This window comes from Microbacterium sp. NPDC055521, assembly GCF_053619695.1.
On sequence record NZ_JBSHJX010000018.1, the window covers coordinates 1 to 21,724 of the forward strand.

The window sequence follows — 21,724 nt, forward strand, 5'->3', positions numbered from 1 at the left end:
GTCTCGATCCTTGCGGATCGAGACCCCCTCCTCATTCGTCTACGTCGGGCTGACAGGATTTGAACCTGCGACCCCTTGACCCCCAGTCAAGTGCGCTACCAAGCTGCGCCACAGCCCGTGGCAGTCCGCACCGAAGCGCGGGCAACTCCACTATCGTAGCCGACGGATTCAGCCACCGCGAACCGGCGCTGTCGGGCGTGGCGGACCCGGCCTCAGCAAGCCTCCGTTGCCGATGTCCGCACCCTGGCGTAGCGTGCCGACATGGCGACGATCATCACAGAACCGGCCACGATCACCCGGTGGGACGACGTACAACACTCACTCACCGGCGGCGGTGACGGTGCCGGCTGCCAGTGCATCTGGCCGGTCGTGCGCAACAAGGTCTGGCAGTCGACGACCATCGAGCAGCGACGCGACATGCTGCGCGACGAGATCGCGGCCGGCCCTCCGCCGGGGCTCATCGCGTACGTCGACGGCGAGGCTGCGGGATGGATCCGCGTCGGGCCGCGCACTGTGCAGCAGCGTATCCTGCACACCCGCGCGATCGCATCCGCGACGACCGAACCGCTCGACGACGAGTCCGTCTGGGCGGTCACGTGCTTCGTCGTCCGGCGGGAGCATCGTGGGAAGGGGCTGACCGCTCAGCTGCTGGCATCCGCTCTCGACTACGCCCGCGAGTCCGGCGCACGCCTGATCGAGGCGTATCCGGTCGACACGTCCACCGGCTCGCACCGATCGAACGACCTGTACCGCGGCACCGTCTCGACCTTCCGCGACGCAGGTTTCCAGCGCGGTCCGGACTTCGCCGCGGGGCGAGTACTGATGACGCGCGGCCTGGTCGACTGATCGCAGGGCGCTCAGGCACTACGGTAACCGCATGAGCACCACGCATCCGACCATCGAAGACCCGGAACTCGGCACCCTCTCGCGCGCCGAGACCACGCTCGACGATGGCGACGTCGTCACGCACGACTGGTTCTCGGGCTCGCTCGCGATCGACGGCCGCGAGCTCGAGCTGATGATCGACGGCGCCGACGTCGACGCCGTGAGCACGCTCGTCCCCCGCGCACACGCTGTGGTCGAAGACCTCGATGAGATCCGGCGGCGGGCATCCGACGCCGTCGTCACCCATTTCAGCGACCGCGCACCATCCGCGAGCGAGCTCGACGAGGGCGCGGACGACCTCGTGCTCGACACCCTCGAGATCACCGACGACGCGACGGTGCTGCACTTCACCGACTCGTGCGGGCGGCACTTCCCCGAGGGGTACTGGCCCGCCGTGCACCTCGGCGTCGACGGCAGCATCGGCGAGGTCACCGTCGAGGGCTGACCGCTCCTACGTCAAGTGGATGCCCCGCGGCATCCGTCCCGTCAGACGTCGTCAGTCTTGTTCTGGAGAAGTGAAACAGATGATGGATGCCGTGAAACCCGTGCGCGTCGACAGCTGGCTCTGGGCGATCCGCATCTACAAGACCCGTTCCGCCGCGACGACCGCGTGCCGCGCGGGTCACGTGCGCGTCGGCGGTGAGCGCACGAAGGCGGCGCAGACGGTGAAGCCCGGCGACGAGGTGCGGGTGCGCATGTCGGGGTTCGACCGGATCCTCATCGTGAAGCAGACGCTGTCGAAGCGCGTCGGTGCCCCCGTCGCGGTGACCGCATACGAAGACCGCACTCCCCCTCGCGACCCGTCGGCCATGCTCGCCGTGCGCGACCGCGGCGCCGGACGGCCGACCAAGCGCGAGCGGCGCGAGATCGATCGGCTGCGCGGTCGGGACCCGCGCGAGGAGTGACCCCGACGAGTTATCCACAGACCGGGATCAGCCCACCTGAATGTCGTAGGTATGTTCTAATCTGAGTATATGGACGACGGATGGCCCGCACTCATCGAACGGCGAACCGCCTTGCTCGATGAGTGGGTGGCGAAGCAGCGCGAGATCGCGGTGCTGCAGGCCGAGGCATCCGCTCTGCTCGCTCGCCGGTGGGACCTCTGGCAGGAAGAGATCGCGGCCGCCCCTCAGCATCGGGATGCCATCGAGCGGTCGATGCTCGCCGAGTACTCGGCCGCAGGACACGTGTCGCAGAGTTCGGTGACCTTCGCGTTCGCCGACGCACATCAGCTGGCGACCGAGTTCGAGACGGTGCGTGAGTCGTTCGCCGCGGGGCGCATCACGCCCGGGCACGTGCGAGAGATCCTGCGTGAGGCTGCGCCGGTGCGGGAAGCGATAGAGGCGGGCGCGGTCGAAGCCGGCACGCTGCTGCTCTATCAAGCTGCGGTTCTCGAGACCGCTGAGAGCGACACCGCGGCCCGCACCCGGGTGCACGCGCGACGCATCGCTGCGGCTCTGGCTGGGTCAACCATCATCGAGCAGCACGAACGCGCTGCGGCCGAGCGCACAGTCACGGTCCGTTCGATCGGTGACGGACTCGTACTGCTGCAGGCCGTACTGCCCGAGCATCTGGGAGTCGCCATCCTCGACAGGCTCACCAAGATGGCTCGTCACATGCAGAAGCACCCAGAAGACCGAGACCCCGAGTTCGCTCCGTCGGAGCCGGAGGAAGTCGGCCTCGACCCCGAGACCTTGCTTCCGGTGGACGAGGGGATGCCGGATGCCGAGGGCGATCTGACAGAGGGCGCGATCTTCGGATCGCACACCTTCACAGCTGACCCGTTCGACCTGCCTCTGGATCCGAAGTTCCACGACGACAGCCCGTGCATCATCCACGTTCCGGTCGACACGCGGACGATGGATCAGCTGCGTGCGGACCTCTTCACCGACCTGCTGCTCGCGTCGACCCCGACCGAGGCGCACGGAACGGGGCTCGAGAACATCCACGCGACCATCCAGGTGACGGTCGCCGCCACGACCCTCGCAGGAGACGACGATCGGCCGGCCGAACTCGACGGACTGGGGGCACTGTTGCCCGACGTCGCCCGGTCATTCGCCGGCCAACGCACCGGATGGACTCGCCTCTTCCTCGATCCCAGCGGAATGGTCGTCGAGACCGACACCTACACACCGACCGAGCAGATGCGACGATTCCTGCGGGCGCGGGATCAGCACTGCCGCTTCCCGGGATGCCGTGCACCGATCCACCGGTGCCAGGCCGATCACAACGCGGACTGGGCGCTGGGTGGGAAGACGCACATCGACAATCTCGCGCACTTCTGCGGCAGGCATCATGCGATCAAGCACCCCGACATACCTGACAGTCATCGGTGGTACGCGCGCCAGCTTCCCGACCGCTCGGTCGAATGGACCAGCCCGAACGGGCGGCGCTACCGCGATCGGCCGAACCGCCGGGTGATGTTCGTGCCGTCGGTCGATCCGCCCGAGCCTCCCGGTTCGACGCCGGATGCCGACCAGAGCCCTCCAGAGCGGCCGCCGTTCTGATCGAGAGCAGGGGTCGTGGCCTGGGCAGCACGACGAGTCGGCAGGTCGGCACGACGAGCCCCCACGTCGGCACTCTCGGTGCGCGGCCGCGCTCACCCGGGAACACCCCTCCTTGATGGGACGCGTGGCCGGAGTCCACGCGCGGTCAGCCGCGGGCGTCCATCTGCCTCAGCAGCCAGCCGGCCGACTCGACTCGAGCGCCGACTTCGTCGAGTCGCACGGCGAGACCCCGGTCGCTGGTCACCGCGGTCACCTCGGAACCGTCCGCGGCAAGACGCCGGGCCTCCTCGACGATCGCGTCATCTCCGGCGCCGGCGGCGCGAACGATGGCGACGCGAGAGCCGTGGGTCTCGTGGCGGGCATCCGGAATCTCGCGCGCCGCGCCCTCGACGACCATCGACACGGGCGGGAACCAGAGGTCGGCCTCGAGGCCCAGCGACTCGGCGTCTATACCGCCCGCTGCCCACGCCGAGAGCCGGTCGTGCAGGCGCGTCGCCGCTCCCGCGCGGTCCTTCCACCAGCCGTCGGGCACCGAGCCGACGACGTTCGCCGCGTCCACGACGATCGCGGGATGCACGCTCAGCAGCGAACGCAGCAGCGGCCACGACGCGGCGAAGCCGGGATGCAGCGGCCTCCGATCGACCTCATCGACCGGCACCCACTCCAGGGCGAGGCTCTCGGGATCGCTGATCACCGGCTCGAAGGGCGCGAGCACATCGGCGACGACGGTGGTGTACGACCAGATCTTCAGGTCGAGCACCCGCGCGAACCGCGCGTGCAGCGCGCCGTTCGGAATGCCCGCCTCCTCCTGCGCTTCGCGCAGCGCGCCGTCGAGAGGCGACTCGCCCTCGTGCAGCGCGCCGCCGGGAATGCCCCAGGTGCCGCCGAAATGGCTCCACCCGACGCGATGCTGCAGCAGCACCCCACGCTCCGAATCGACGGCGAGCACGCCAGCTGCCCCGAACCGGCCCCAGTACTTCTCCCCCGTCTCGGCGACGACCCACGCGTCACCGGGATCCTGCGGCCCGAGCGGGCGTCGCGGCTCATCGGGGGCCGGGGGAACGATCGTCACTCCCCCAGCTTTTCATGCCGCGACGCCCTTCGGCGCGACGAGTCGACGACGACGCCTGAAGAGTCAGCGTGCGCCGACTGCCGCTCCCGCACGCAGGCGGGCGGCGGCGAGTTCCTCGGCGGCGAGCAGCGGCGTCACGCCGCGCGCCTCGGCGTCGTCGAGGATCCGCCGCACGGTGTCGCCGATTCCGGCCACGCGCTGCATGATCTCGTCGCTGGAGCCGATGTGCTTCGCCTCGAGGTCGAGGTAGATCACTCCGCCGGCGTTCACGACGAAGTCCGGCGCGTACAGCACACCGCGCTGCGCGAGCCGGTCGGCGCCCGATCGATAGGCGAGCGGGTTGTTCGCGGGACCGCACACGGCCTTCACGTCGAGTGCGTCGATGACCTCGTCGGTCAGCACCCCGCCGATTCCGGCAGGAACGAACACGTCGCCCGCGACGAGGTGCTCGGTGCCCGGCTCGACCCAGGTCGCGCCGATCTCGTCGGCGAGCTGGCGGCGGGCGGGGTTGATGTCGGTGACGGTCAGCTGCGCGCCCTGCTCGGCGAGACGGGATGCCAGACGCCCACCCACCTGTCCGAGACCGGAGATGGTGATGCGCCGGCCCGCGGCATCCGCCGATCCGGTCACCCGCTCGAGCACCGCCTGCAGCGAGGCGTACACTCCGAGGCTGGTGGGACCGGCCGGCTCGCCCGAGCCGCCCACGGTCGACGGCAAGCCGACGACGTGCTGCGTGCGCTCGCTGACGGTGAGCATGTCGTCGGTGGTCGATCCGACATCCTCCGCCGTGCGGTACAGGCCGCCCATCAGCTCGACGGCGTCGCCGAGGTCGAGGAACGCGTCCCGACGTCGATCGGCGTCGAGGGTCTCGCCGGGCGCGAGTCCGATCACCGACTTGCCGCCACCGGCATCCAGCCCCGCGGCGGCGTTCTTCAACGTCATCGCGGCCGACAGCCGCAGCGCGTCGCCGAGAGCGTCGCTCCAGTGCGGGTAGGTCCACAGGCGGGCGCCGCCCAGGGCGGAGCCGAGCACCGAGGAGTGCAGCGCGACGGCGATGAACAGCCCGCTGCGTCGCCCCGTCGTCACCTCCACGCGCTCGTGGGTGAACTCGGGCAGGGGCAGGCTGTGCGACATTGCATCCTCGAATCGTGCGGGGCCTCGTGGGCGGTGCGTCGGATGCCGCGGTGTTGCGGCATCCGAGGCCATTATCCCGCTCGGGATGCTCGGGAAGCCAACCTGTCAGCGCTGGCGGCGCTCACGCACCCGCATGTTGATGACGATCGGCGTGCCCTCGAACGAGTACAGCTCGCGCAGACGCCGCTGCACGAAGCGGCGGTAGCCGGGGTCGAGGAATCCGGTCGTGAAGAGCACGAACGTCGGCGGACGCGTCGACACCTGCGTGCCGAACAGGATGCGCGGCTGCTTGCCCCCGCGCAGCGGGTGCGGGTTGGCGGCGGCGAGCTCGGTCATGAACGCGTTGAACTTGCCGGTCGGGATGCGACGGTCCCAGTTCTCGAGCGCCTGCTCGAGAGCCGGCACGAGCTTGTCGAAGTGGCGGCCCGTCTTCGCCGAGATGTTCACCCGGGGAGCCCACGCGACGTGCGCGAGATCCTGCTCGATCTCCCGCTCCAGGTAGCGGCGACGGTCGGCGTTCTCCATGTCGTCGTCCGACAGGCGGTCCCACTTGTTGAACGCGAGCACGAGCGCACGACCCGACTCCAGCACCATGTCGATGATGTTCAGATCCTGCACGCTGATCGACTGCGACACGTCGAGCACGACGACGGCGACCTCAGCCTTCTCGAGCGCGGCCGAGGTGCGCAGCGACGCGTAGAAGTCCGCCCCCTGCTGCAGGTGCACGCGACGGCGGATGCCCGCGGTGTCGACCAGACGCCACATCTTGCCGCCCAGCTCGACGATCTCGTCGACCGGGTCGCGGGTGGTGCCGGCGAGGTCGTTCACGACCACGCGCTCCTCGCCCGCAGCCTTGTTCAGCAGCGACGACTTGCCGACGTTCGGACGGCCGATGATCGCGACGCGGCGCGGGCCGCCGATCTCCGCCTTCGCGACAGCCGACACCTCGGGCAGCTTTGCGATCACGAGGTCGAGCAGGTCGGCCACGCCGCGGCCGTGGATGGCCGAGACCGGGTGCGGCTCGCCGAGGCCGAGGTTCCACAGGGGCGCGGCCTCCGGCTCCTGGCGCGCGTCGTCGATCTTGTTCGCGACGAGGAAGACGGGCTTGCCGCTCTTGCGCAGCAGCTTCACGACGTGCTCGTCGGTGGAGGTGGCGCCGACCTTCGCGTCGACGACGAACAGCACCATGTCTGCCAGGTCGATCGCGACCTCGGCCTGCGCGGCGACCGAGCGGTCGATGCCCTTGGCATCCGGCTCCCACCCGCCGGTGTCGACGAGCGAGAACCGACGGTCGCTCCACTCGGCCTTGTAAGTGACGCGGTCTCGGGTGACGCCGGGGGTGTCTTCCACGACCGCCTCGCGGCGTCCGAGGATGCGGTTCACGAGCGCGGACTTGCCCACGTTCGGGCGGCCGACGATCGCCACGACGGGCAGTGCCGGCGAGTACTCGATGCCGTCCTCGCCGAGGGTGATGCCCTCCAGCAGCGCGGTGTCGTCCTCTTCCAGCTCGTAGTCGCTGAGCGACGCGCGCATCGCGGTCGCGCGCTGTTCGACGAAGTCCTCGTCGAGCGAGGCCATCTTCTCGGCGAGATCGTCGGGGGCGCCGGTGTACTCTTCATCGGCCATGTTCAAACTCCTCTGTCAGCGTCGCGCCGCTGGGCGATCACCGTGAGCACGGCGTCGATGGTCTGCGCGAAATCAAGTTCGGTGGAGTCGACCACGTCAACGCCTTCGGCGGCGTTGAGGAAGTCGACGACGGTGCTGTCGGATGCGTCGCGCTTGTGCAGCGCTTCCGCGACAGCGGCGGCGTTCTCACCCGCGAGCTCGCCGGCGCGCCGGGCGGCGCGCACCTGCGGTGCGGCGGTGAGCAGGATCCGCACGGGCGCATCCGGCGCCACGACGGTGGTGATGTCTCGTCCCTCGACGACCACGGCCGGATAGTCCGATCCGGCGACGATGCGGCGGAACATCTCGTTCACCTGCACGCGGACCTCGGGGACGCGCGCGACCGCGCTGACCGCGCCCGACACCCGCGGTTCGCGGATCGCCGCGGTCACGTCGACGTCGCCGACGCGCACTCTCCGATCGTCGGGGTCGAGTCCCTGCGAGAAGGGGAAGTCGGATGCCGCGGCGCGGACCGCATCGGCGTCTGCCGTGTCGTCCCCGCGGTCCAGCACGTGCCAGGCCAGCGCCCGGTACGCGGCTCCCGTGTCGAGGTAGCCGTAGCCCTCGCGGCGCGCGATCTCCTTCGACACGCTGGACTTGCCGGATCCCGCGGGCCCGTCGATCGCGATGATCTTCGCGGCGCCGGCCGCCTGGGTTCCTAAGCCGGCCGCCTGGGTTCCTAAGCCGGCCGCCTGGGTTCCTGAGCCGGCCGCCTGTACTGAGCGACCACCAGGGAGTGGAAGTGAAGCATCAGTCATTGGTGTTCCCCGCAATCCGCCAGCCGCGCTCTTCCAGTCCCTCGATCGCGCCGCGCAGCGCCGCGGGCGCCACGCTGATCTCGGCGAGACCGAACTGGGCGCCGGGAGAGTGCTCCAGACGCAGATCCTCGACGTTCACGCCCAGTTCGCCGAGCTCGCCGAACAGGCGGCCCAGCTGACCTGGCGTGTCGTCGACCATGACGACCATCGTCTCGAACCGGCGGTTCTGGCCGTGCTTGCCCGGCAGGCGCTCGACGCCCTCGTTGCCCTGACGGATGGCATCCGCGACCGCCCGGCGCGCGCCCGGCGCGTCCGGCTCGCGCAGGGCGTCGGCGACGTCTCTGAGGTCGAGCGCCAGGGCATCGAGCAGCTCGACGACCGGAGCGGCGTTCGCCCCGAGGATCTGCACCCACAGCTCGGGCGCCGACGCGGCGATGCGCGTGGTGTCGCGCACACCCTGACCGGCGAGGCGCAGCGAGCCCTCCTCGGCCTCGGCCAGACGGCCGGCGAGCAGGCTCGCGACCACCTGCGGCACGTGCGAGGTGAGCGCCACGGCGCGGTCGTGCTCCTGCGGAGTCATCTCCAGCGGCATCGCACCGACCTCGAGCGCGAGCGCCTCGACCAGCGCGAGGTCGGCGGCGCGCGTCTGCTCGTCGCGGCAGACCACCCACGGTCGGCCGATGAACAGGTCGGCGCGCGCCGAGATCGCTCCGCCGCGCTCGCGTCCGGCGAGGGGGTGCGAGCCGATGTACCGAGTGAGGTCGATGCCGCGGCGGCGCAGCTCGTCGAACGGCTCGAGCTTCACGCTCGCGACGTCGGTGACGACGGCATCCGGATAGGCGGTCAGCTCGGCCTGGATGACGTCGGCGGTGACGTCCGGCGGGACGGCGACGACGATCAGCCGCGGTGCGTCGTCGTCACGCGCGGCGCGGCCGGCGCCGTAGTCGATGGCGAGCCGCAGCTGCGACGGCGACGCGTCGGCCAGCACGACATCGACACCCGTGGCGCGCAGCGCGTGGCCGATGCTCGAGCCGAGAAGCCCCGCTCCGACGACGCGCACCGTCCCCGAGAGCCGCGCGGCGTTCTGCGCCGCGCGCGCACCGTGGGAATCGCTCACTCGTTCTCCTGAGGGCTGTCGTGCGCTCGACGCTGCTCGGAGGCAGCGGGCGCCGGGGAATCCTGGCGCGACAGGGTCAGCAGTGCGCCTCGTTCGATTTTAGTCAGCTCGCGCGCCCTGCCGACCGGGAGAGTTCCCAGGTGCAGCGGCCCGAACTGGCGGCGCACCAGCTCGTCGACCGGATGGCCGACGGAGGCCATCATGCGACGGACGATCCGATTGCGGCCGGAGTGCAGCGTCAGCTCGACGAGGCTGAACCCGCGCGAGGCATCCAGCAGGCGCGCCTTGTCGGCCTTGATCGGACCGTCCTCGAGCTCGATCCCGCGGGTCAGCTGGGCGATCGTCTGAGCGGTGACGGTGCCGGACACCTTGGCGATGTACACCTTCGTCACGCCGAACGACGGGTGGGCCAGCACGTGGGCCAGGTCGCCGTCGTTGGTGAGGATGAGCAGGCCGCTGGTCTCGGCGTCCAGCCGCCCGACGTTGTACAGCCGCTCGGGCCAGTCCTTCGTGAAGCGGCGCAGGTCGGGCCGGCCGCTCTCATCCCTCATGGTGCTCACGACGCCGGTCGGCTTGTTCAGCATCACATAGCGCTTCGAGACGTCGAGCTGCACGGCCGTGCCGTCGACGTCGATGAGATCGGAGTCGACGTCGATGCGGGTGCCGAGCTCGGTGACCGTCCTGCCGTTGACGCGGATGCGCCCCTCGACGATGTACTGCTCGATGACGCGGCGGGACGCCACGCCGGCGTTCGCGAGCGCCTTCTGCAGCCGGATGCCCTCGGGCTGGTCCATCGGGGGTCGGTCAGTGCTCATCGGATCATTCCCTCGTCGAATCCGTCGGCGCCGTCGTCGAGCAGCGGCGAGATGGGCGGCAGCTCGTCGATCGAGTTGATGCCGAGGTGCTGCAGCAGCTGGTCGGTGGTGCCGTAGTTGATCGCGCCGGTCTCGGAGTCGGCGAACAGCTCGGTGATGAGCCCGCGTGCGAGCAGGGTGCGCACGACCGAGTCGACGTTGACGGCGCGGATGGATGCCACCTGACTGCGCGTCACGGGCTGCTTGTACGCGATGACGGCGAGCGTCTCGAGCGCGGCCTGGGAGAGCCGAGCCGGCGCCTGCCCACCGATGAAGTCCGCCACCAGGTCGTCATGATCCTCGCGGACGTACAGTCGCCAGCCGCCGCCGACCTCGCGCAGCTCGAAGCCGCGGCGGGGCCCGTGTCCGCGACCGTCGTAATCCTCCGCCAGCTGCTCGAGCACCTGCCGCACTGCCGGCACGGGCGCGTGCACGGCCGCGGCGAGGGCGACGAGCGCGATCGGCTCGTCGATGATCAGCAGGATCGCCTCGACACGCTCGGCGAGCGGCACCTCGGCCGTTGTCACGGTGGCGTCATCCGCAGGGATCGCCACGGGCCGGGCATCCGTCTCATCGGTCATAATCTGCTCCCAACGTGGCAAGATGCTCGTCCGACCAGCTCTCCGCCGACCAGCGCAGGGTCAGCTCGCCCAGCGGCTCGAGCTGCTCGAACGACAGCGCGGCGTGCCGGTACAGCTCGAGCACCGAGATGAAGCGCGCCACGACGATGCCCGGCTCGCTGATGCCGGCGACGAGCTCGCGGAAGGTCAGCGACTCGGTGCTGCGCAGCAGCGTCACGACGATCGCTGCCTGCTCGCGGATGCTGACCAGCGGCGCGTGCAGATGGTCGAGTCCGACCGTCGGCAGCTCTTTCGGGGTGAAGGCCATCAGGGCCAGCGCGGCGAAATCGGCGGAGGTGAGCGTCCACACGAGCTCGGGTGTGCGGCTGCGATGCTTCTCGTCGAGCGGCACGGCGCGCACGTGACGGCGTTCCTCCCGCTGCAGGCAGCGGGAGAACCACGTCGAGACCTCTTTGAACGCGCGGTACTGCAGCAGCCGGGCGAACAGCAGGTCGCGGGCCTCGAGCAGCGCCACCGATTCGGCATCCACCAGCTCGCCCTGCGGGAGGAGCCCGGCGATCTTCATGTCGAGCAGGGTGGCGGCCACGACGAGGAACTCGGATGCCTGGTCGAGTTCGGCGTCGCCGTCGAGCTCCCTCAGGTACGAGATGAACTCGTCGGTGACGCGGCTCAGCGACACCTCGGTGATGTCGAGCTCGTGCTTCGAGATGAGGGTGAGCAGCAGATCGAAGGGGCCGTCGAAGTTCGTCAGGGAGACCCGGAAACCGGGCTGGTCGACGGCGGTCTCGTGCTCAGGCGACGGCGCCACGGGCGACCAGCTCCCGCGCCAGTCGCAGGTACGCCTGTGCTGCGGGGTGCTCGGGCGCGAACTCGGTGATGGGAACGCCCGACACCGACGCGTCGGGGAACTTCACGGTGCGACCGATCACGGTCTCGAGGACGTCGTCGCCGAAGGCTTCGACGACGCGCTCCAGCACCTCGCGCGAGTGCAGCGTGCGCGGGTCGTACATGGTGGCGAGCAGCCCGTCGAGCTCGATGGCCGGGTTGAGGCGGTCGCGCACCTTGTCGATGGTCTCGATCAGCAGCGCCACCCCGCGCAGGGCGAAGAACTCGCACTCCAGCGGGATGAGCACGCCGTGCGCCGCGGTCAGCGCGTTCACGGTGAGCAGGCCGAGCGACGGCTGGCAGTCGATGAGGATGACGTCGTACTCGCCCGACACGTGGCGCAGCACCCGCGAGAGGATCGTCTCGCGGGCGACCTCGTTGACGAGATGCACCTCGGCGGCCGACAGGTCGATGTTCGCAGGCAGCACATCGAGGTTCTCGACCGCGGACTGCACGATCGCCTCGCGCGGGTCTCGCTTGGTGTCGAGCAGCAGGTCGTAGACGGTGGGCACGTCGTGCGTCTGGATGCCGAGGCCGGCCGACAACGCGCCCTGCGGGTCGAAGTCCACGGCGAGCACCCGACGGCCGTATTCGGCCAGGGAGGCGGCGAGGTTGATCGAGGTCGTCGTCTTGCCGACGCCGCCCTTCTGGTTGCACAGGGCGATGATGCGCGCCGGGCCGTGCGAGGCGAGCGGCGCGGGGATCGCGAACCCCTGGTAGGGACGACCGGTCGGGCCGATAGGGGTGTCGTCACCCTTCGACGCCTTCGACCTGCTCTTCGTCACCTTGTCCGCCATCCTGCTCCTTCGTGCTCGCTCGATTGTATCCGCAGCGCGCCTCCGCGCCGGGGTCGGCACGCGGCAGAGCCTCAGCGCGCCCGCGGGTGCGACGTCGCGTAGACGTCGCGCAGCGCGTCCACCGAGACGTGCGTGTAGATCTGGGTCGTCGCCACCGAGGCGTGGCCGAGCAGCTCCTGCACCACCCGCACGTCCGCACCGCCCTGCAGCAGGTGGGTCGCGAAGCTGTGCCGCAGGGTGTGCGGTGACACCTCGGCGTCGATCTGGGCCCGCTCGGCGGCGGCCCGGATGACCAGCCACGCGCTCTGCCGTGACAGCGGCGCCCCTCGCGCGCCGAGGAACAGTCTGGCCGTCGCCCTTCCCTTCGCCGCCAGTCCGGGGCGCGCCCGGGTGAGATAGGCGTCGACGGCGGCGCGCGCGTACGACCCGACGGGCACGATGCGTTCCTTGTCGCCCTTGCCGCGCAGCCGGAGCACATCGCCGTACGCAAGGTCGTCGACGTCGAGCGAGACGGCCTCGGAGACCCGCGCCCCCGTCGCGTAGAGCAGCTCGAGCAGCGCGCGATCCCGCATGCCGATCGGCTCGTCGGCGGCCGGGGCGGCGAGCAGCCGCTCGACCTGCTCGATGGTGAGCGCCTTGGGCAGACGCTGCGGTGTCTTGGGTGGGCGCAGCCGTCCGGTCGGATCAGCGGTCTCGATCCCCTCCCTGACGAGGAAGCGATGCCACCCCCGCACCGCGGACTGCAGCCGCGCGAGGCTCGTCGCCGCGGGCGGCGGGACGGCGCCGGCGCGATCGGCGATGAACGCGGTCACCGTGCGCGGGTCGACGGCATCCGTCGTCTCGATGCCCCGCTCGCTCAGCCACGCGATGTAGCCGGCCAGGTCGCGCCGGTAGGCGGCGACCGTGTGCTCGGAGAGGCCGCGCTCGATCGTGACATGACGCAGGTACGCGTCGAGTGCCCGGTCGAGCCGCACGTCAGCGCTCGTCGAGCCGCCGCCCGGCGCGCAGGCGGCGCTCGGCGGCGAGGACGCCGATGCTCAGGATGCCGTTGTGCAGCCGGCCGGCGAGCACCCCGTCGGCCGCGTCGGACAGCGGCACCCACTCCACGCGGATGTCGGCCTCCTCGTCCAGACGCTCGTGGGGGTCGGCGTCGGAGAGCCCGGTCGCGAGATAGACGTGGATCATCTCGTCGTTGCCGCCGGGGGTCGTCCACGCCGACACGAGGTGCTCCCAGTGCTCGGCGACGATGTCGGCCTCCTCCGCGAGCTCGCGCCGGGCAGCGAGCATCGGCTCCTCGCCGGGCACGTCGAGCAGGCCGGCGGGCAGCTCCCAGTCGCGGTGGCGGATCGGATGCCGGTACTGCTGGATCAGCAGCACCCGCTCGTGCTCGTCGAGTGCGACGACGGCGACGGCACCGGTGTGCGCGACGTACTGCCGGCGGATCTCGCCGCCGCCGTAGCGCACCCGGTCATCGCGGACGTTCCAGACGGCGCCGCGGAACGCGAGGTCACTGGAGACGACCTCGGGCTCGAACGGCTCGTCTTGAAGGTGCATGGGGTTCAGGCGTCTTCGGTGAACAGCTCGCTGGCGCGGTTGCGCTCGATGGCCGCTCCGACCAGACCGCGGAACAGCGGGTGCGATGCGGTGGGGCGCGAGCTGAGCTCGGGGTGCGCCTGGGTGGCGATGTAGAACGGATGCACGTCGCGGGGCAGCTCGACGTACTCGACGAGGTCGAGGTCGGGGTTCAGCCCCGAGAACACCAGACCAGCGTCGGCGAGACGCGCACGGTACGCGTTGTTGACCTCGTAGCGGTGGCGGTGCCGCTCGGAGGCGGTCGGGGCGTCGTACAGGTCGCGGGCGAGCGAGCCCTCGGCGAGAGCCGCCTCGTACAGGCCGAGGCGCATGGTGCCACCCAGGTCGCCGCCGTCGAGGATCTCGATCTGCTCGGCCATGGTCGCGATGACGGGCTCTGCGGTGTCGGGGTCGAACTCGGTCGATGAGGCGCCCGCGATGCCGGCGACGTCACGGGCGTACTCGATCACCATGCACTGCAGGCCCAGGCACAGGCCGAGGGTGGGGATGCCCTGCTCGCGCGCGAACTTCAGCGCGCCGAGTTTTCCCTCGATGCCGCGGATGCCGAAGCCGCCGGGCACGCAGATGCCGTCGAGGTCGCCGAGCGCCTTGGCCGCTCCGTCCGGCGTCTCGCAGGAGTCCGACGGGATCCAGCGGATGTTGACCTTGGTCTCCTGCGCGAAGCCGCCGGCCTTGAGCGCCTCGGTGACCGACAGGTAGGCGTCAGGAAGGTCGATGTACTTGCCGACCAGACCGATCGTGACCTCGTGCTTCGGGTTGTGCACGGCGTGCAGCACGGTGTTCCAGCGGGACCAGTCGACCTCGCCTGCGTGGTCGAGCCCGAGCCGGCGGATGATGTAGGCGTCCAGGCCCTGATCGTTGAGGGTCGACGGGATGTCGTAGATGCTCGGCAGGTCGACGGTGTTGATCACGCCTTCGACGTCGACGTCGCACATCAGGGCGATCTTGTTGCGGTTGCCGGCGCTGACCGGGCGATCGCTGCGCAGCACGAGGGCGTCGGGCTGAATGCCGACCTGGCGCAGAGCGGCGACGGAGTGCTGGGTGGGCTTGGTCTTCTGCTCGCCGGATGCGCCCATGAACGGCACGAGCGAGACGTGCACGAAGAAGACCGCGTCGCGCCCGAGCTCATGACGCAGCTGGCGTGCCGCCTCGAGGAAGGGCTGCGACTCGATATCGCCGACCGTGCCGCCGACCTCGGTGATGATGATGTCGGGCTGGGGCTCCTCGGTGGCCTGCAGGCGCATGCGGCGCTTGATCTCATCGGTGATGTGCGGGATGACCTGCACGGTCGCGCCCAGGTAGTCGCCGCGGCGCTCCCGCGCGATCACCTGCGAGTAGATCTGCCCGGTGGTGACGTTGGCGGACTGCGTCAGGTTGATGTCGAGGAAGCGCTCGTAGTGGCCGATGTCGAGGTCGGTCTCGGCGCCGTCGTCGGTGACGAAGACCTCACCGTGCTCGAACGGGTTCATGGTGCCCGGGTCGACGTTCAGGTACGGGTCGAGCTTCTGCATCACGACGCGCAGCCCGCGCGCGGTGAGCAGGTTGCCCAGACTGGCTGCGGTGAGCCCCTTACCCAAAGACGAAACGACACCGCCTGTCACGAAGATGTGCTTCGTGGTGAAGGAGCTGGTGTCGTTGTCTGGCGCCGCAACAGAAGAGTTCATCACGGGCTTTTATCCTATCAGCTGATCGCCGAGCCGAGGCTCAGCAGTTCGCGGGCGTGGGTGAGTGCGGCGTCGGAATCGGTGAGTCCCGAGAGCAGCCGAGCCATCTCGGCCTCGCGTTCGGCGCCGTCCAGCCTGGTGACGCTCGACGCGGTCACCGCGCCGTCGTTCGACTTGACGACCGAGAGGTGGTTGTTCGCGAATGCTGCGACCTGAGCGAGGTGGGTGACGGCGATCACCTGCGAGTTCCGGGCGAGCTGCGCGAGCCGGCGGCCGACCTCGATGGCGGCGGCGCCGCCGATTCCGGCATCCACCTCGTCGAAGACGAAGGTCGGCACCGGGTCGGTGCCGGCGATGACGACCTCGATCGCGAGCATGACCCGTGAGAGCTCGCCGCCTGAGGCGCCCTTCGACACCGATCGCGGCTCGGCACCCGGGTGGGGTGCGAGCAGGATGGCGACGTCGTCGCGCCCGTGGGTGGATTCGGCGCCCGGCGAGACTCGCACCTCGAGGGTGGCGTCGGGCATGGCGAGCGCGTGCAGCTCGTCGGTGACGGCCGCAGACAGCCGCACCGCGGCCGCCGTGCGCACCTCGGTGAGGGCCATGGCCGCATCGTCGAGGGCATCGCGGGCACTGTCCGCCTCGGCGCTCAGCCGCTCGATGCGGTCGCCGTCGTCGTCGAGCTCAGCGAGGCGCAGCGACCCGGTCTGCCAGACATGAAGGGCGTCGTCGAGCGATCCGTGCTGTCGGATCAGGCCGCCCAGAGCGGCGCGGCGCTCCTCGACCGCGGCGAGCTCGTGCGGACCGGACTCGTCAAGGTCGGCGAGGTATCCGGAGAGCTGCTGGGCGAGGTCGGCGGCGCGATAGCCGAGGTCGGCGAGCGTGTCGGAGATCTCGGCGAGCTTCGGGTCGGCGCTGCGCTCGAGCGAGCGTCGGGCCTCGGCGAGCAGAGCGACGACGTCGGGGTCGCCCTCCTCGCTCGACAGTGCGGAGCGGGCGACGGATGCCGACAGCCGCAGCTCCTCGGAGTTGGCGAGTCGCTCGGCGCGCTCGTTCAGCTCGACGTCCTCCCCCGGCTGCGGGTCGAGCTGCTCGATCTCGGCGAGCTGCTCGCGCAGCAGCGCCGCTTCGGCAGCACGCCGGTCGCGGTTCTCGGTGAGCTCGGCGATCTCGGCATCCAGCTCGCGCCACCGGGTGAAGCACTGCCGGTACTCGGCACGTGCGGAGGAGATCTGCTCGCCGCCGAAGCGGTCGAGCGCGTCGCGCTGCGCGGCGGCGGAGCGCAGACGCAGCTGGTCGGACTGCCCGTGCACGACGACGAGCTCCTCGGCGAGCGATGCGAGCACGCCGGCCGGTGCGGGGCGGCCGCCCACGCTGGCGCGGCTGCGGCCCTCGGCGCTGAGCGTGCGCGACACATACAGTTCTGCGGCGTCTCCGGCGGGCTCGAGGTCTCCCCCGGCGTCGGTGACGATGTCGGCGACGGACCCGTGCTGCGGCACCATCCAGACGCCGGCGACGGATGCCTGAGCCGCACCGGCACGGATGGCCGACGAGTCGGCACGGGCGCCCAGCAGCAGCCCGAGGCCCGTGACGACCATGGTCTTGCCTGCACCGGTCTCGCCCGTGACGGCGGTGAATCCTGCGCCGAGCGGGAGCACGGCGTCGTCGATCACCCCGAGTCCGCGGATGCGCATCTCAACGATCACGAGGCACCTCGCCATCCCTCGACGGGGAGCCGGAACTTGCGCACCAGACGGTTGGTGAACGCGGTCGGGTGCAGTCGCGCGAGGCGCACGGGGCGTGACGAGCGGCGCACGACGACGCGCGCTCCGGGCGGCAGGTCGTGCGAGCGGCGACCGTCGCACCACAGGATGCCGCTGCCGTCTGTGCGCTCGAGCATCTCGATCGCCACCGACGCCTCGGGGCCCACCACCAGCGGCTTGGCGAACAGCGCGTGCGCCGACAGCGGCACGACCGCGATGGCCTCGACGGTCGGCCAGATGACCGGCCCGCCGGCGGAGAAGTTGTACGCGGTGGAGCCGGTGGGTGTCGAGACGACCATGCCGTCGCATCCGAAGCTCGACAGCGGACGCCCGTCGATCTCGATCACGACCTCGATCATGCGCTCACGACTGGCCTTCTCGACGGTCGCCTCGTTGAGCGCCCACGTCTCGTACACCACGGCGCCATCGGCATCCTTCACGCGCACGGAGAGAGCGAGGCGCTCCTCGACCTCGTAGTCGCGGTCGATGACGCGGGCGACCGCGGCGTCCATGTCGTCGCGGTCGATCTCGGCGAGGAAGCCGACGTGGCCCATGTTGATGCCCAGCACCGGTGCGCCGGACCCGCGGACGAGCTCGGCGGCGCGCAGGATCGTGCCGTCGCCGCCCAGGACGATGGCGAGCTCGAGGTCGTCGATCGCGACATCCGTTCCCAGCAGGGCCACATCGGCGAAGCGCGCGTGCTGGGCGACGAACTCGTCGTGATCGTCGGCCGGCAGCACGGGGGTCGCGCCGGCGCCTCGCAGCGCGTCGACGACGCGCAGTGCCGCGGCGACCGTGTCGTCGCGTTTGGCGTGGGCGACGACCAGGATGGGGCGCGCGTTCATCGTCCTCCTGCCACGTCTGCGATCTGCTCCGACCATTCTGACGGATCCGTCCCCCGCCCGGGCGCGAGGTGCACGAGGTACTCGGCGTTGCCGTGCGTGCCGAGGATCGGCGAGGGCAGGATGCCGAGCATCCCGAGACCCGCGTCGTGCGCGCTCCACAGGACCCGCTCGACCGCGTCGAGCCTGGTGGCCGCGCTGGTGACGAGTCCACCCTTCACGGCGGTGCGACCCACCTCGAACTGCGGCTTGATGAGCAGCACGACGTCGGCGTCCGGGGCGATCGTCTCGGCGATGGCCGGCAGCACGAGGTCGAGCGAGATGAACGACAGGTCGCCGACCGCGAGGTCGGGTGGATGCGTCTCGCCGGTAGCATCCGCGAGCGATCGCGGGGTCATGTGGCGCACGTTGAATCCCTCGACCACCGTGACGGCGGAGTCGGCGGCGATCTGCGGCGCGAGCTGACCATGGCCGACGTCGACGGCGAGCACGCGGCGTGCGCCGCGTTCGCGCAGCACCTGCGTGAATCCGCCGGTCGATGCGCCCATGTCGAGCGCGAGACGCCCCTCGACGGCGATGTCGAAGCTGTCGAGGGCCGTGAGCAGCTTGTGCGCGCCGCGACTGACGTAGTGGTCTCCGCCGTCGATGCGAAGCTCGGCGTCGTCCGAGACGGGGGCGGATGCCTTGATGACCGTGCGTCCGTCGACGCTCACCAGCCCGTCGGCGATGAGGGATGCCGCGTGGGTGCGTGACCGGGCGAGGCCCCGTGCCGCGAGGGCGGTGTCGAGGCGGGTCATCGGGTGCCGTGCGCCGAGTCGCCGGTGCGCGGGGTGCTCTCGAGACGCTTCATCAGCTCGTCATGCATCGCGCCGTAGGCGTCGGCCCGGTCGGCGAGCGGCTGGCTCTCGATCAGGCGCAATCTGCTCCAGAGCGCATCGGCCGGCTCGTCTCGCGTGTGCTCCATCCGTCAACTGTAGCCCGGGCTGCCGACGCGGCCGCTGCGACTCTCAGGGCCTGTGGAAAGGATCGGCGTAGAGCTTCTCGGGCACGCGGAAGGCGTAGATCGCCAGTCCCGTCGCCCAGATGGCGGCAGCTCCCGCGCGCAGCAGGTCGATCTGCGCCGAACCCTCCGAGAGGATCTGCACGTCGCCGTTCGCGATGCGCACCGACGCGCCGTTCACGGTGAAGACGCCGTCCTTCTCGGTTGTCTGCGGGTACGGCACGTGCAGGTCGCGCAGGTCGGCGAGGATGTAGTCGGGCCTCGACCCCTGCGGAGCGGCGAGCACGTGCTTGGGGCGATCGATGCCCGTGAGCACGAGCGCTGAATCGATGCCGGCGCGCACGGCGCCCATGATGTCGGTGTCGAGGCGATCGCCGAGGAACAGCGGACGCTGCGTTTCGAAGCGCGCGATGGCCTCTTCGAAGATCGGGGTCTCCGGCTTGCCCGCGACGGTCGACAGTCGACCGATCGCCGTGTGCACAGCCGACACCAACGTGCCGTTGCCGGGTGCCACGCCCCTCTCGCGAGGGATCGTCCAGTCGGTGTTGGTGGAGATCCACGGGATCCCGCCCTCATCCTCAGGAACCTTGAGCGCGAACGCCGCCTCGGCCAGATCGGTCCACGCGACGTCGGGGCTGAAGCCCTGCACGACGGCCGCCGGGGAGTCGTCCGCGCTGCGCGTGACCGTGTATCCGGCCTTCTCCGCCTCGACGACGAGCCCTTCTCCCCCGACGATGAGGATCGTCGCGGGCGCGGGCACCATCGTCGCGAGCAGCCGCATCGCCGCCTGCGGGCTGGTGACGACATCGTCGGCCGCGACGGTCAGCCCGAGGCTGGTGAGGTGCTCGGCGACCGACGCGTCGGTGCGCGCGGCGTTGTTGGTGATGTAGCCCAGACGCATCGACTGCGCGGCCTGGTTGAGGCTGTCGACCGCGTGCGGCAACGCGAGCGGACCGGCGTAGACCACCCCGTCAAGATCGGCGAGGATCGTGTCGCGTCCGGTCAGCGGAGTGGCGGCCGGCTTGGCGCGGCGGAACAGAGCCATCAGCGATCGGACTCCGAATCGTCGGACGCCGAGGCTGCCTCGTCGAGTTCCTCGCCATCCGAAGCGGCAGCGTCCCGGGCATCCGCATCCGAGACATCTGCATCGGCAGACTCCGGGGTATCCGCGTTCGCATCCGATGCGGCGATCGGTGCGGGCTGCGGCTCGGCGGCGTCGGCATCGTCGAAGTCATCGGCCGCATCCGGGTCGTCGTACTCGTCGAAGTCCTCGACCAGGCCGTCCTCGACGATGATCTCGTCGAACTCGCCATCGTGGCCGAGGGCGGATGCTGCGACCTCGGCGCGCTGCGCCCAGAAGTTCGCTTCGTCGGTGCGACCGAGATCCTCCAGCACCGCCGCGCGGGCGGAGAAGAGAGCGGGGCTCCATTCGAAGGCGCGATCGGGGTCGAGTTCGGGGATCTCGAGCTCGCCGAGCGCGAGTTCCGTCTCGCCTCGATCGAGACGAGCGCCCGACATCGCGATCGCCAGCGACACGCGCACGGCGGGAGCGAGGGATGCGCGATCGACCGAGCGTCCCTCCTCGAGCGCGCGATCGGGCCGGCCGACGCCGCGCTCGCTGTCGACGATGAGGGCGATTTGATCGTCGTTGCCCGAGATGCGGCGGTAGGTGCGCAGCTCGCGCAGCGCGAGGGCGAAGTCGCCGATGCCGTAGGCGGTGATCGCCAGCGTCTCGCGCACGACGGCGACGCGGCCGGCACGACGTGAGGCCGCCAGGGCGTGCTCGTGCGCACGTGCGGGATCGTCGTCGATGAGCTGTGCGACCATCGCGAGGTGACGCGCGACCTGCTCCGCGTTCTCCTTGCTGAGGGTCTTCAGCTCATTGCGCGCGGCCGGGTGCAGGTCACGCGCGGTGATCTCGTCGGGCAGCGGCGGCTCCGGGATGCGCTCGCGAACCGGGGCGAACTCGTTGACCGGACGGTCGACGCCGCCGCGCGGACGGTCACGGTACGACGGCCGCTCGCCCTGGTCGCGGTCACGGTAGGAGCGACGCTCACCGGACTGGCTCCGGTCACCATAAGGACGGCGCTCACCGGACTGGCTGCGGTCACCATAGGGGCGACGCTCACCACCCTGATTCCGGTCACCATAAGGGCGACGCTCGCCGGACTGGCTCCGGTCACCATAAGGGCGACGCTCGCCGGACTGATTCCGGTCACCATAAGGGCGACGCTCGCCGGACTGGCTCCGGTCACCATACGGGCGACGCTCACCGGACTGGCTCCGGTCACCATACGGGCGACGCTCACCGGACTGGCTCCGGTCACCATAAGGACGGCGATCACCGGACTGGCTCCGGTCACCATAAGGACGGCGATCACCGGACTGATTCCGGTCACCATAAGGACGGCGATCACCGGACTGATTCCGGTCACCATAAGGACGGCGATCACCACCCTGATTGCGGTCACCATAGGGGCGACGCTCACCACCCTGGTTCCGGTCACCATAGGGGCGACGCTCACCGGACTGGCTCCGGTCACCATACGGGCGACGCTCACCGGACTGGCTCCGGTCACCATACGGGCGACGCTCACCGGACTGGCT

General features: G+C 70.3%; 23 protein-coding genes and 1 tRNA gene. 5 read left to right on the forward strand and 19 right to left on the reverse strand.

Going from position 1 to position 21,724, the window contains the following annotated elements:
• Positions 1–44: 44 nt before the first annotated feature.
• Positions 45–118 (reverse strand) — tRNA-Pro (locus ACWGSM_RS13170).
• Between the two features lie 143 nt (positions 119–261).
• Here ACWGSM_RS13170 and ACWGSM_RS13175 point away from each other — a divergent pair.
• The 4 genes from ACWGSM_RS13175 to ACWGSM_RS13190 all read left to right on the forward strand — a co-directional run bounded on the left by ACWGSM_RS13175 (position 262) and on the right by ACWGSM_RS13190 (position 3,392).
• Entirely contained in the window at positions 262–846 is a 585-nt protein-coding gene (locus tag ACWGSM_RS13175) for a GNAT family N-acetyltransferase (protein WP_452323368.1), read from the forward strand.
• Between the two features lie 31 nt (positions 847–877).
• On the forward strand, positions 878–1,330 hold the full coding sequence (locus tag ACWGSM_RS13180; protein ID WP_452323369.1) for a hypothetical protein: 453 nt from the start codon (positions 878–880) through the stop codon (positions 1,328–1,330).
• A 79-nt stretch (positions 1,331–1,409) separates the two neighbouring features.
• Positions 1,410–1,790 (forward strand): RNA-binding S4 domain-containing protein, encoded by a 381-nt coding sequence (locus ACWGSM_RS13185; protein WP_452323370.1) that lies wholly within the window; start codon positions 1,410–1,412, stop codon positions 1,788–1,790.
• 69 nt (positions 1,791–1,859) lie between these two features.
• Entirely contained in the window at positions 1,860–3,392 is a 1,533-nt protein-coding gene (locus ACWGSM_RS13190; RefSeq protein ID WP_452323371.1) for a DUF222 domain-containing protein, read from the forward strand.
• A 145-nt stretch (positions 3,393–3,537) separates the two neighbouring features.
• Here the strand turns inward: ACWGSM_RS13190 and ACWGSM_RS13195 are convergent, their stop codons facing one another.
• The 18 genes from ACWGSM_RS13195 to ACWGSM_RS13280 all read right to left on the reverse strand — a co-directional run bounded on the left by ACWGSM_RS13195 (position 3,538) and on the right by ACWGSM_RS13280 (position 20,944).
• On the reverse strand, positions 3,538–4,464 hold the full coding sequence (locus ACWGSM_RS13195; RefSeq protein ID WP_452323372.1) for an NUDIX domain-containing protein: 927 nt from the start codon (positions 4,462–4,464) through the stop codon (positions 3,538–3,540).
• 63 nt (positions 4,465–4,527) lie between these two features.
• Positions 4,528–5,598: a Glu/Leu/Phe/Val dehydrogenase dimerization domain-containing protein gene (locus tag ACWGSM_RS13200; RefSeq protein WP_452323373.1), complete on the reverse strand. Its 1,071-nt coding sequence runs from the start codon at positions 5,596–5,598 to the stop codon at positions 4,528–4,530.
• A gap of 105 nt (positions 5,599–5,703) precedes the next feature.
• On the reverse strand, positions 5,704–7,224 hold the full coding sequence (gene der / locus ACWGSM_RS13205) for a ribosome biogenesis GTPase Der (protein WP_452323374.1): 1,521 nt from the start codon (positions 7,222–7,224) through the stop codon (positions 5,704–5,706).
• Between the two features lie 2 nt (positions 7,225–7,226).
• Positions 7,227–8,021 (reverse strand): (d)CMP kinase, encoded by a 795-nt coding sequence (gene cmk, locus ACWGSM_RS13210; protein WP_452323375.1) that lies wholly within the window; start codon positions 8,019–8,021, stop codon positions 7,227–7,229.
• Positions 8,014–9,138 (reverse strand): prephenate dehydrogenase, encoded by a 1,125-nt coding sequence (locus ACWGSM_RS13215; protein WP_452323376.1) that lies wholly within the window; start codon positions 9,136–9,138, stop codon positions 8,014–8,016. The genes cmk and ACWGSM_RS13215 overlap by 8 nt, the downstream gene beginning before the upstream one ends.
• Positions 9,135–9,953, reverse strand: a complete 819-nt coding sequence (locus ACWGSM_RS13220; protein WP_452323377.1) for a pseudouridine synthase — start codon at positions 9,951–9,953, stop codon at positions 9,135–9,137. Before ACWGSM_RS13220 ends, ACWGSM_RS13215 begins: the two co-directional genes overlap by 4 nt.
• Positions 9,950–10,573 carry an SMC-Scp complex subunit ScpB gene (scpB, locus tag ACWGSM_RS13225; RefSeq protein WP_452323378.1) on the reverse strand — a complete coding sequence of 208 codons (624 nt, stop codon included), beginning with the start codon at positions 10,571–10,573 and terminating at the stop codon, positions 9,950–9,952. Before scpB ends, ACWGSM_RS13220 begins: the two co-directional genes overlap by 4 nt.
• A complete protein-coding gene (locus ACWGSM_RS13230) occupies positions 10,563–11,381 on the reverse strand; it encodes a segregation and condensation protein A (protein WP_452323379.1) in 819 nt (272 codons plus the stop codon). The genes scpB and ACWGSM_RS13230 overlap by 11 nt, the downstream gene beginning before the upstream one ends.
• Complete coding sequence (locus ACWGSM_RS13235) at positions 11,365–12,255, reverse strand: ParA family protein (protein WP_452323380.1); 891 nt, start codon at positions 12,253–12,255, stop codon at positions 11,365–11,367. The genes ACWGSM_RS13230 and ACWGSM_RS13235 overlap by 17 nt, the downstream gene beginning before the upstream one ends.
• Before the next feature lie 71 nt (positions 12,256–12,326).
• On the reverse strand, positions 12,327–13,229 hold the full coding sequence (gene xerD, locus ACWGSM_RS13240; RefSeq protein WP_452323381.1) for a site-specific tyrosine recombinase XerD: 903 nt from the start codon (positions 13,227–13,229) through the stop codon (positions 12,327–12,329).
• 1 nt (position 13,230) lies between these two features.
• Positions 13,231–13,809, reverse strand: a complete 579-nt coding sequence (locus ACWGSM_RS13245; RefSeq protein ID WP_452323382.1) for an NUDIX domain-containing protein — start codon at positions 13,807–13,809, stop codon at positions 13,231–13,233.
• Between the two features lie 5 nt (positions 13,810–13,814).
• The gene (locus ACWGSM_RS13250; protein ID WP_452323383.1) at positions 13,815–15,512 is read right to left on the reverse strand and encodes a CTP synthase; all 1,698 of its coding nucleotides are present in this window, start codon (positions 15,510–15,512) and stop codon (positions 13,815–13,817) included.
• Positions 15,513–15,529: 17 nt separating this feature from the next.
• Positions 15,530–17,218 (reverse strand): DNA repair protein RecN, encoded by a 1,689-nt coding sequence (gene recN / locus ACWGSM_RS13255; RefSeq protein WP_452323384.1) that lies wholly within the window; start codon positions 17,216–17,218, stop codon positions 15,530–15,532.
• On the reverse strand, positions 17,215–18,120 hold the full coding sequence (locus tag ACWGSM_RS13260; RefSeq protein WP_452323385.1) for an NAD kinase: 906 nt from the start codon (positions 18,118–18,120) through the stop codon (positions 17,215–17,217). The genes recN and ACWGSM_RS13260 overlap by 4 nt, the downstream gene beginning before the upstream one ends.
• Positions 18,117–18,914, reverse strand: a complete 798-nt coding sequence (locus ACWGSM_RS13265) for a TlyA family RNA methyltransferase (RefSeq protein WP_452323386.1) — start codon at positions 18,912–18,914, stop codon at positions 18,117–18,119. The genes ACWGSM_RS13260 and ACWGSM_RS13265 overlap by 4 nt, the downstream gene beginning before the upstream one ends.
• Complete coding sequence (locus tag ACWGSM_RS13270) at positions 18,911–19,081, reverse strand: hypothetical protein (protein WP_452323387.1); 171 nt, start codon at positions 19,079–19,081, stop codon at positions 18,911–18,913. The genes ACWGSM_RS13265 and ACWGSM_RS13270 overlap by 4 nt, the downstream gene beginning before the upstream one ends.
• A 43-nt stretch (positions 19,082–19,124) precedes the next feature.
• The gene (locus ACWGSM_RS13275; RefSeq protein WP_452323388.1) at positions 19,125–20,162 is read right to left on the reverse strand and encodes an HAD-IIA family hydrolase; all 1,038 of its coding nucleotides are present in this window, start codon (positions 20,160–20,162) and stop codon (positions 19,125–19,127) included.
• Positions 20,162–20,944 carry a hypothetical protein gene (locus tag ACWGSM_RS13280; RefSeq protein WP_452323389.1) on the reverse strand — a complete coding sequence of 261 codons (783 nt, stop codon included), beginning with the start codon at positions 20,942–20,944 and terminating at the stop codon, positions 20,162–20,164. The genes ACWGSM_RS13275 and ACWGSM_RS13280 overlap by 1 nt, the downstream gene beginning before the upstream one ends.
• Positions 20,945–20,950: 6 nt before the next feature.
• On the opposite strand from ACWGSM_RS13280, the gene ACWGSM_RS13285 reads away from it, so the two are divergent.
• A partial coding sequence (locus ACWGSM_RS13285; protein ID WP_452323390.1) for a hypothetical protein occupies positions 20,951–21,724 on the forward strand: 774 nt, incomplete at its 3' end.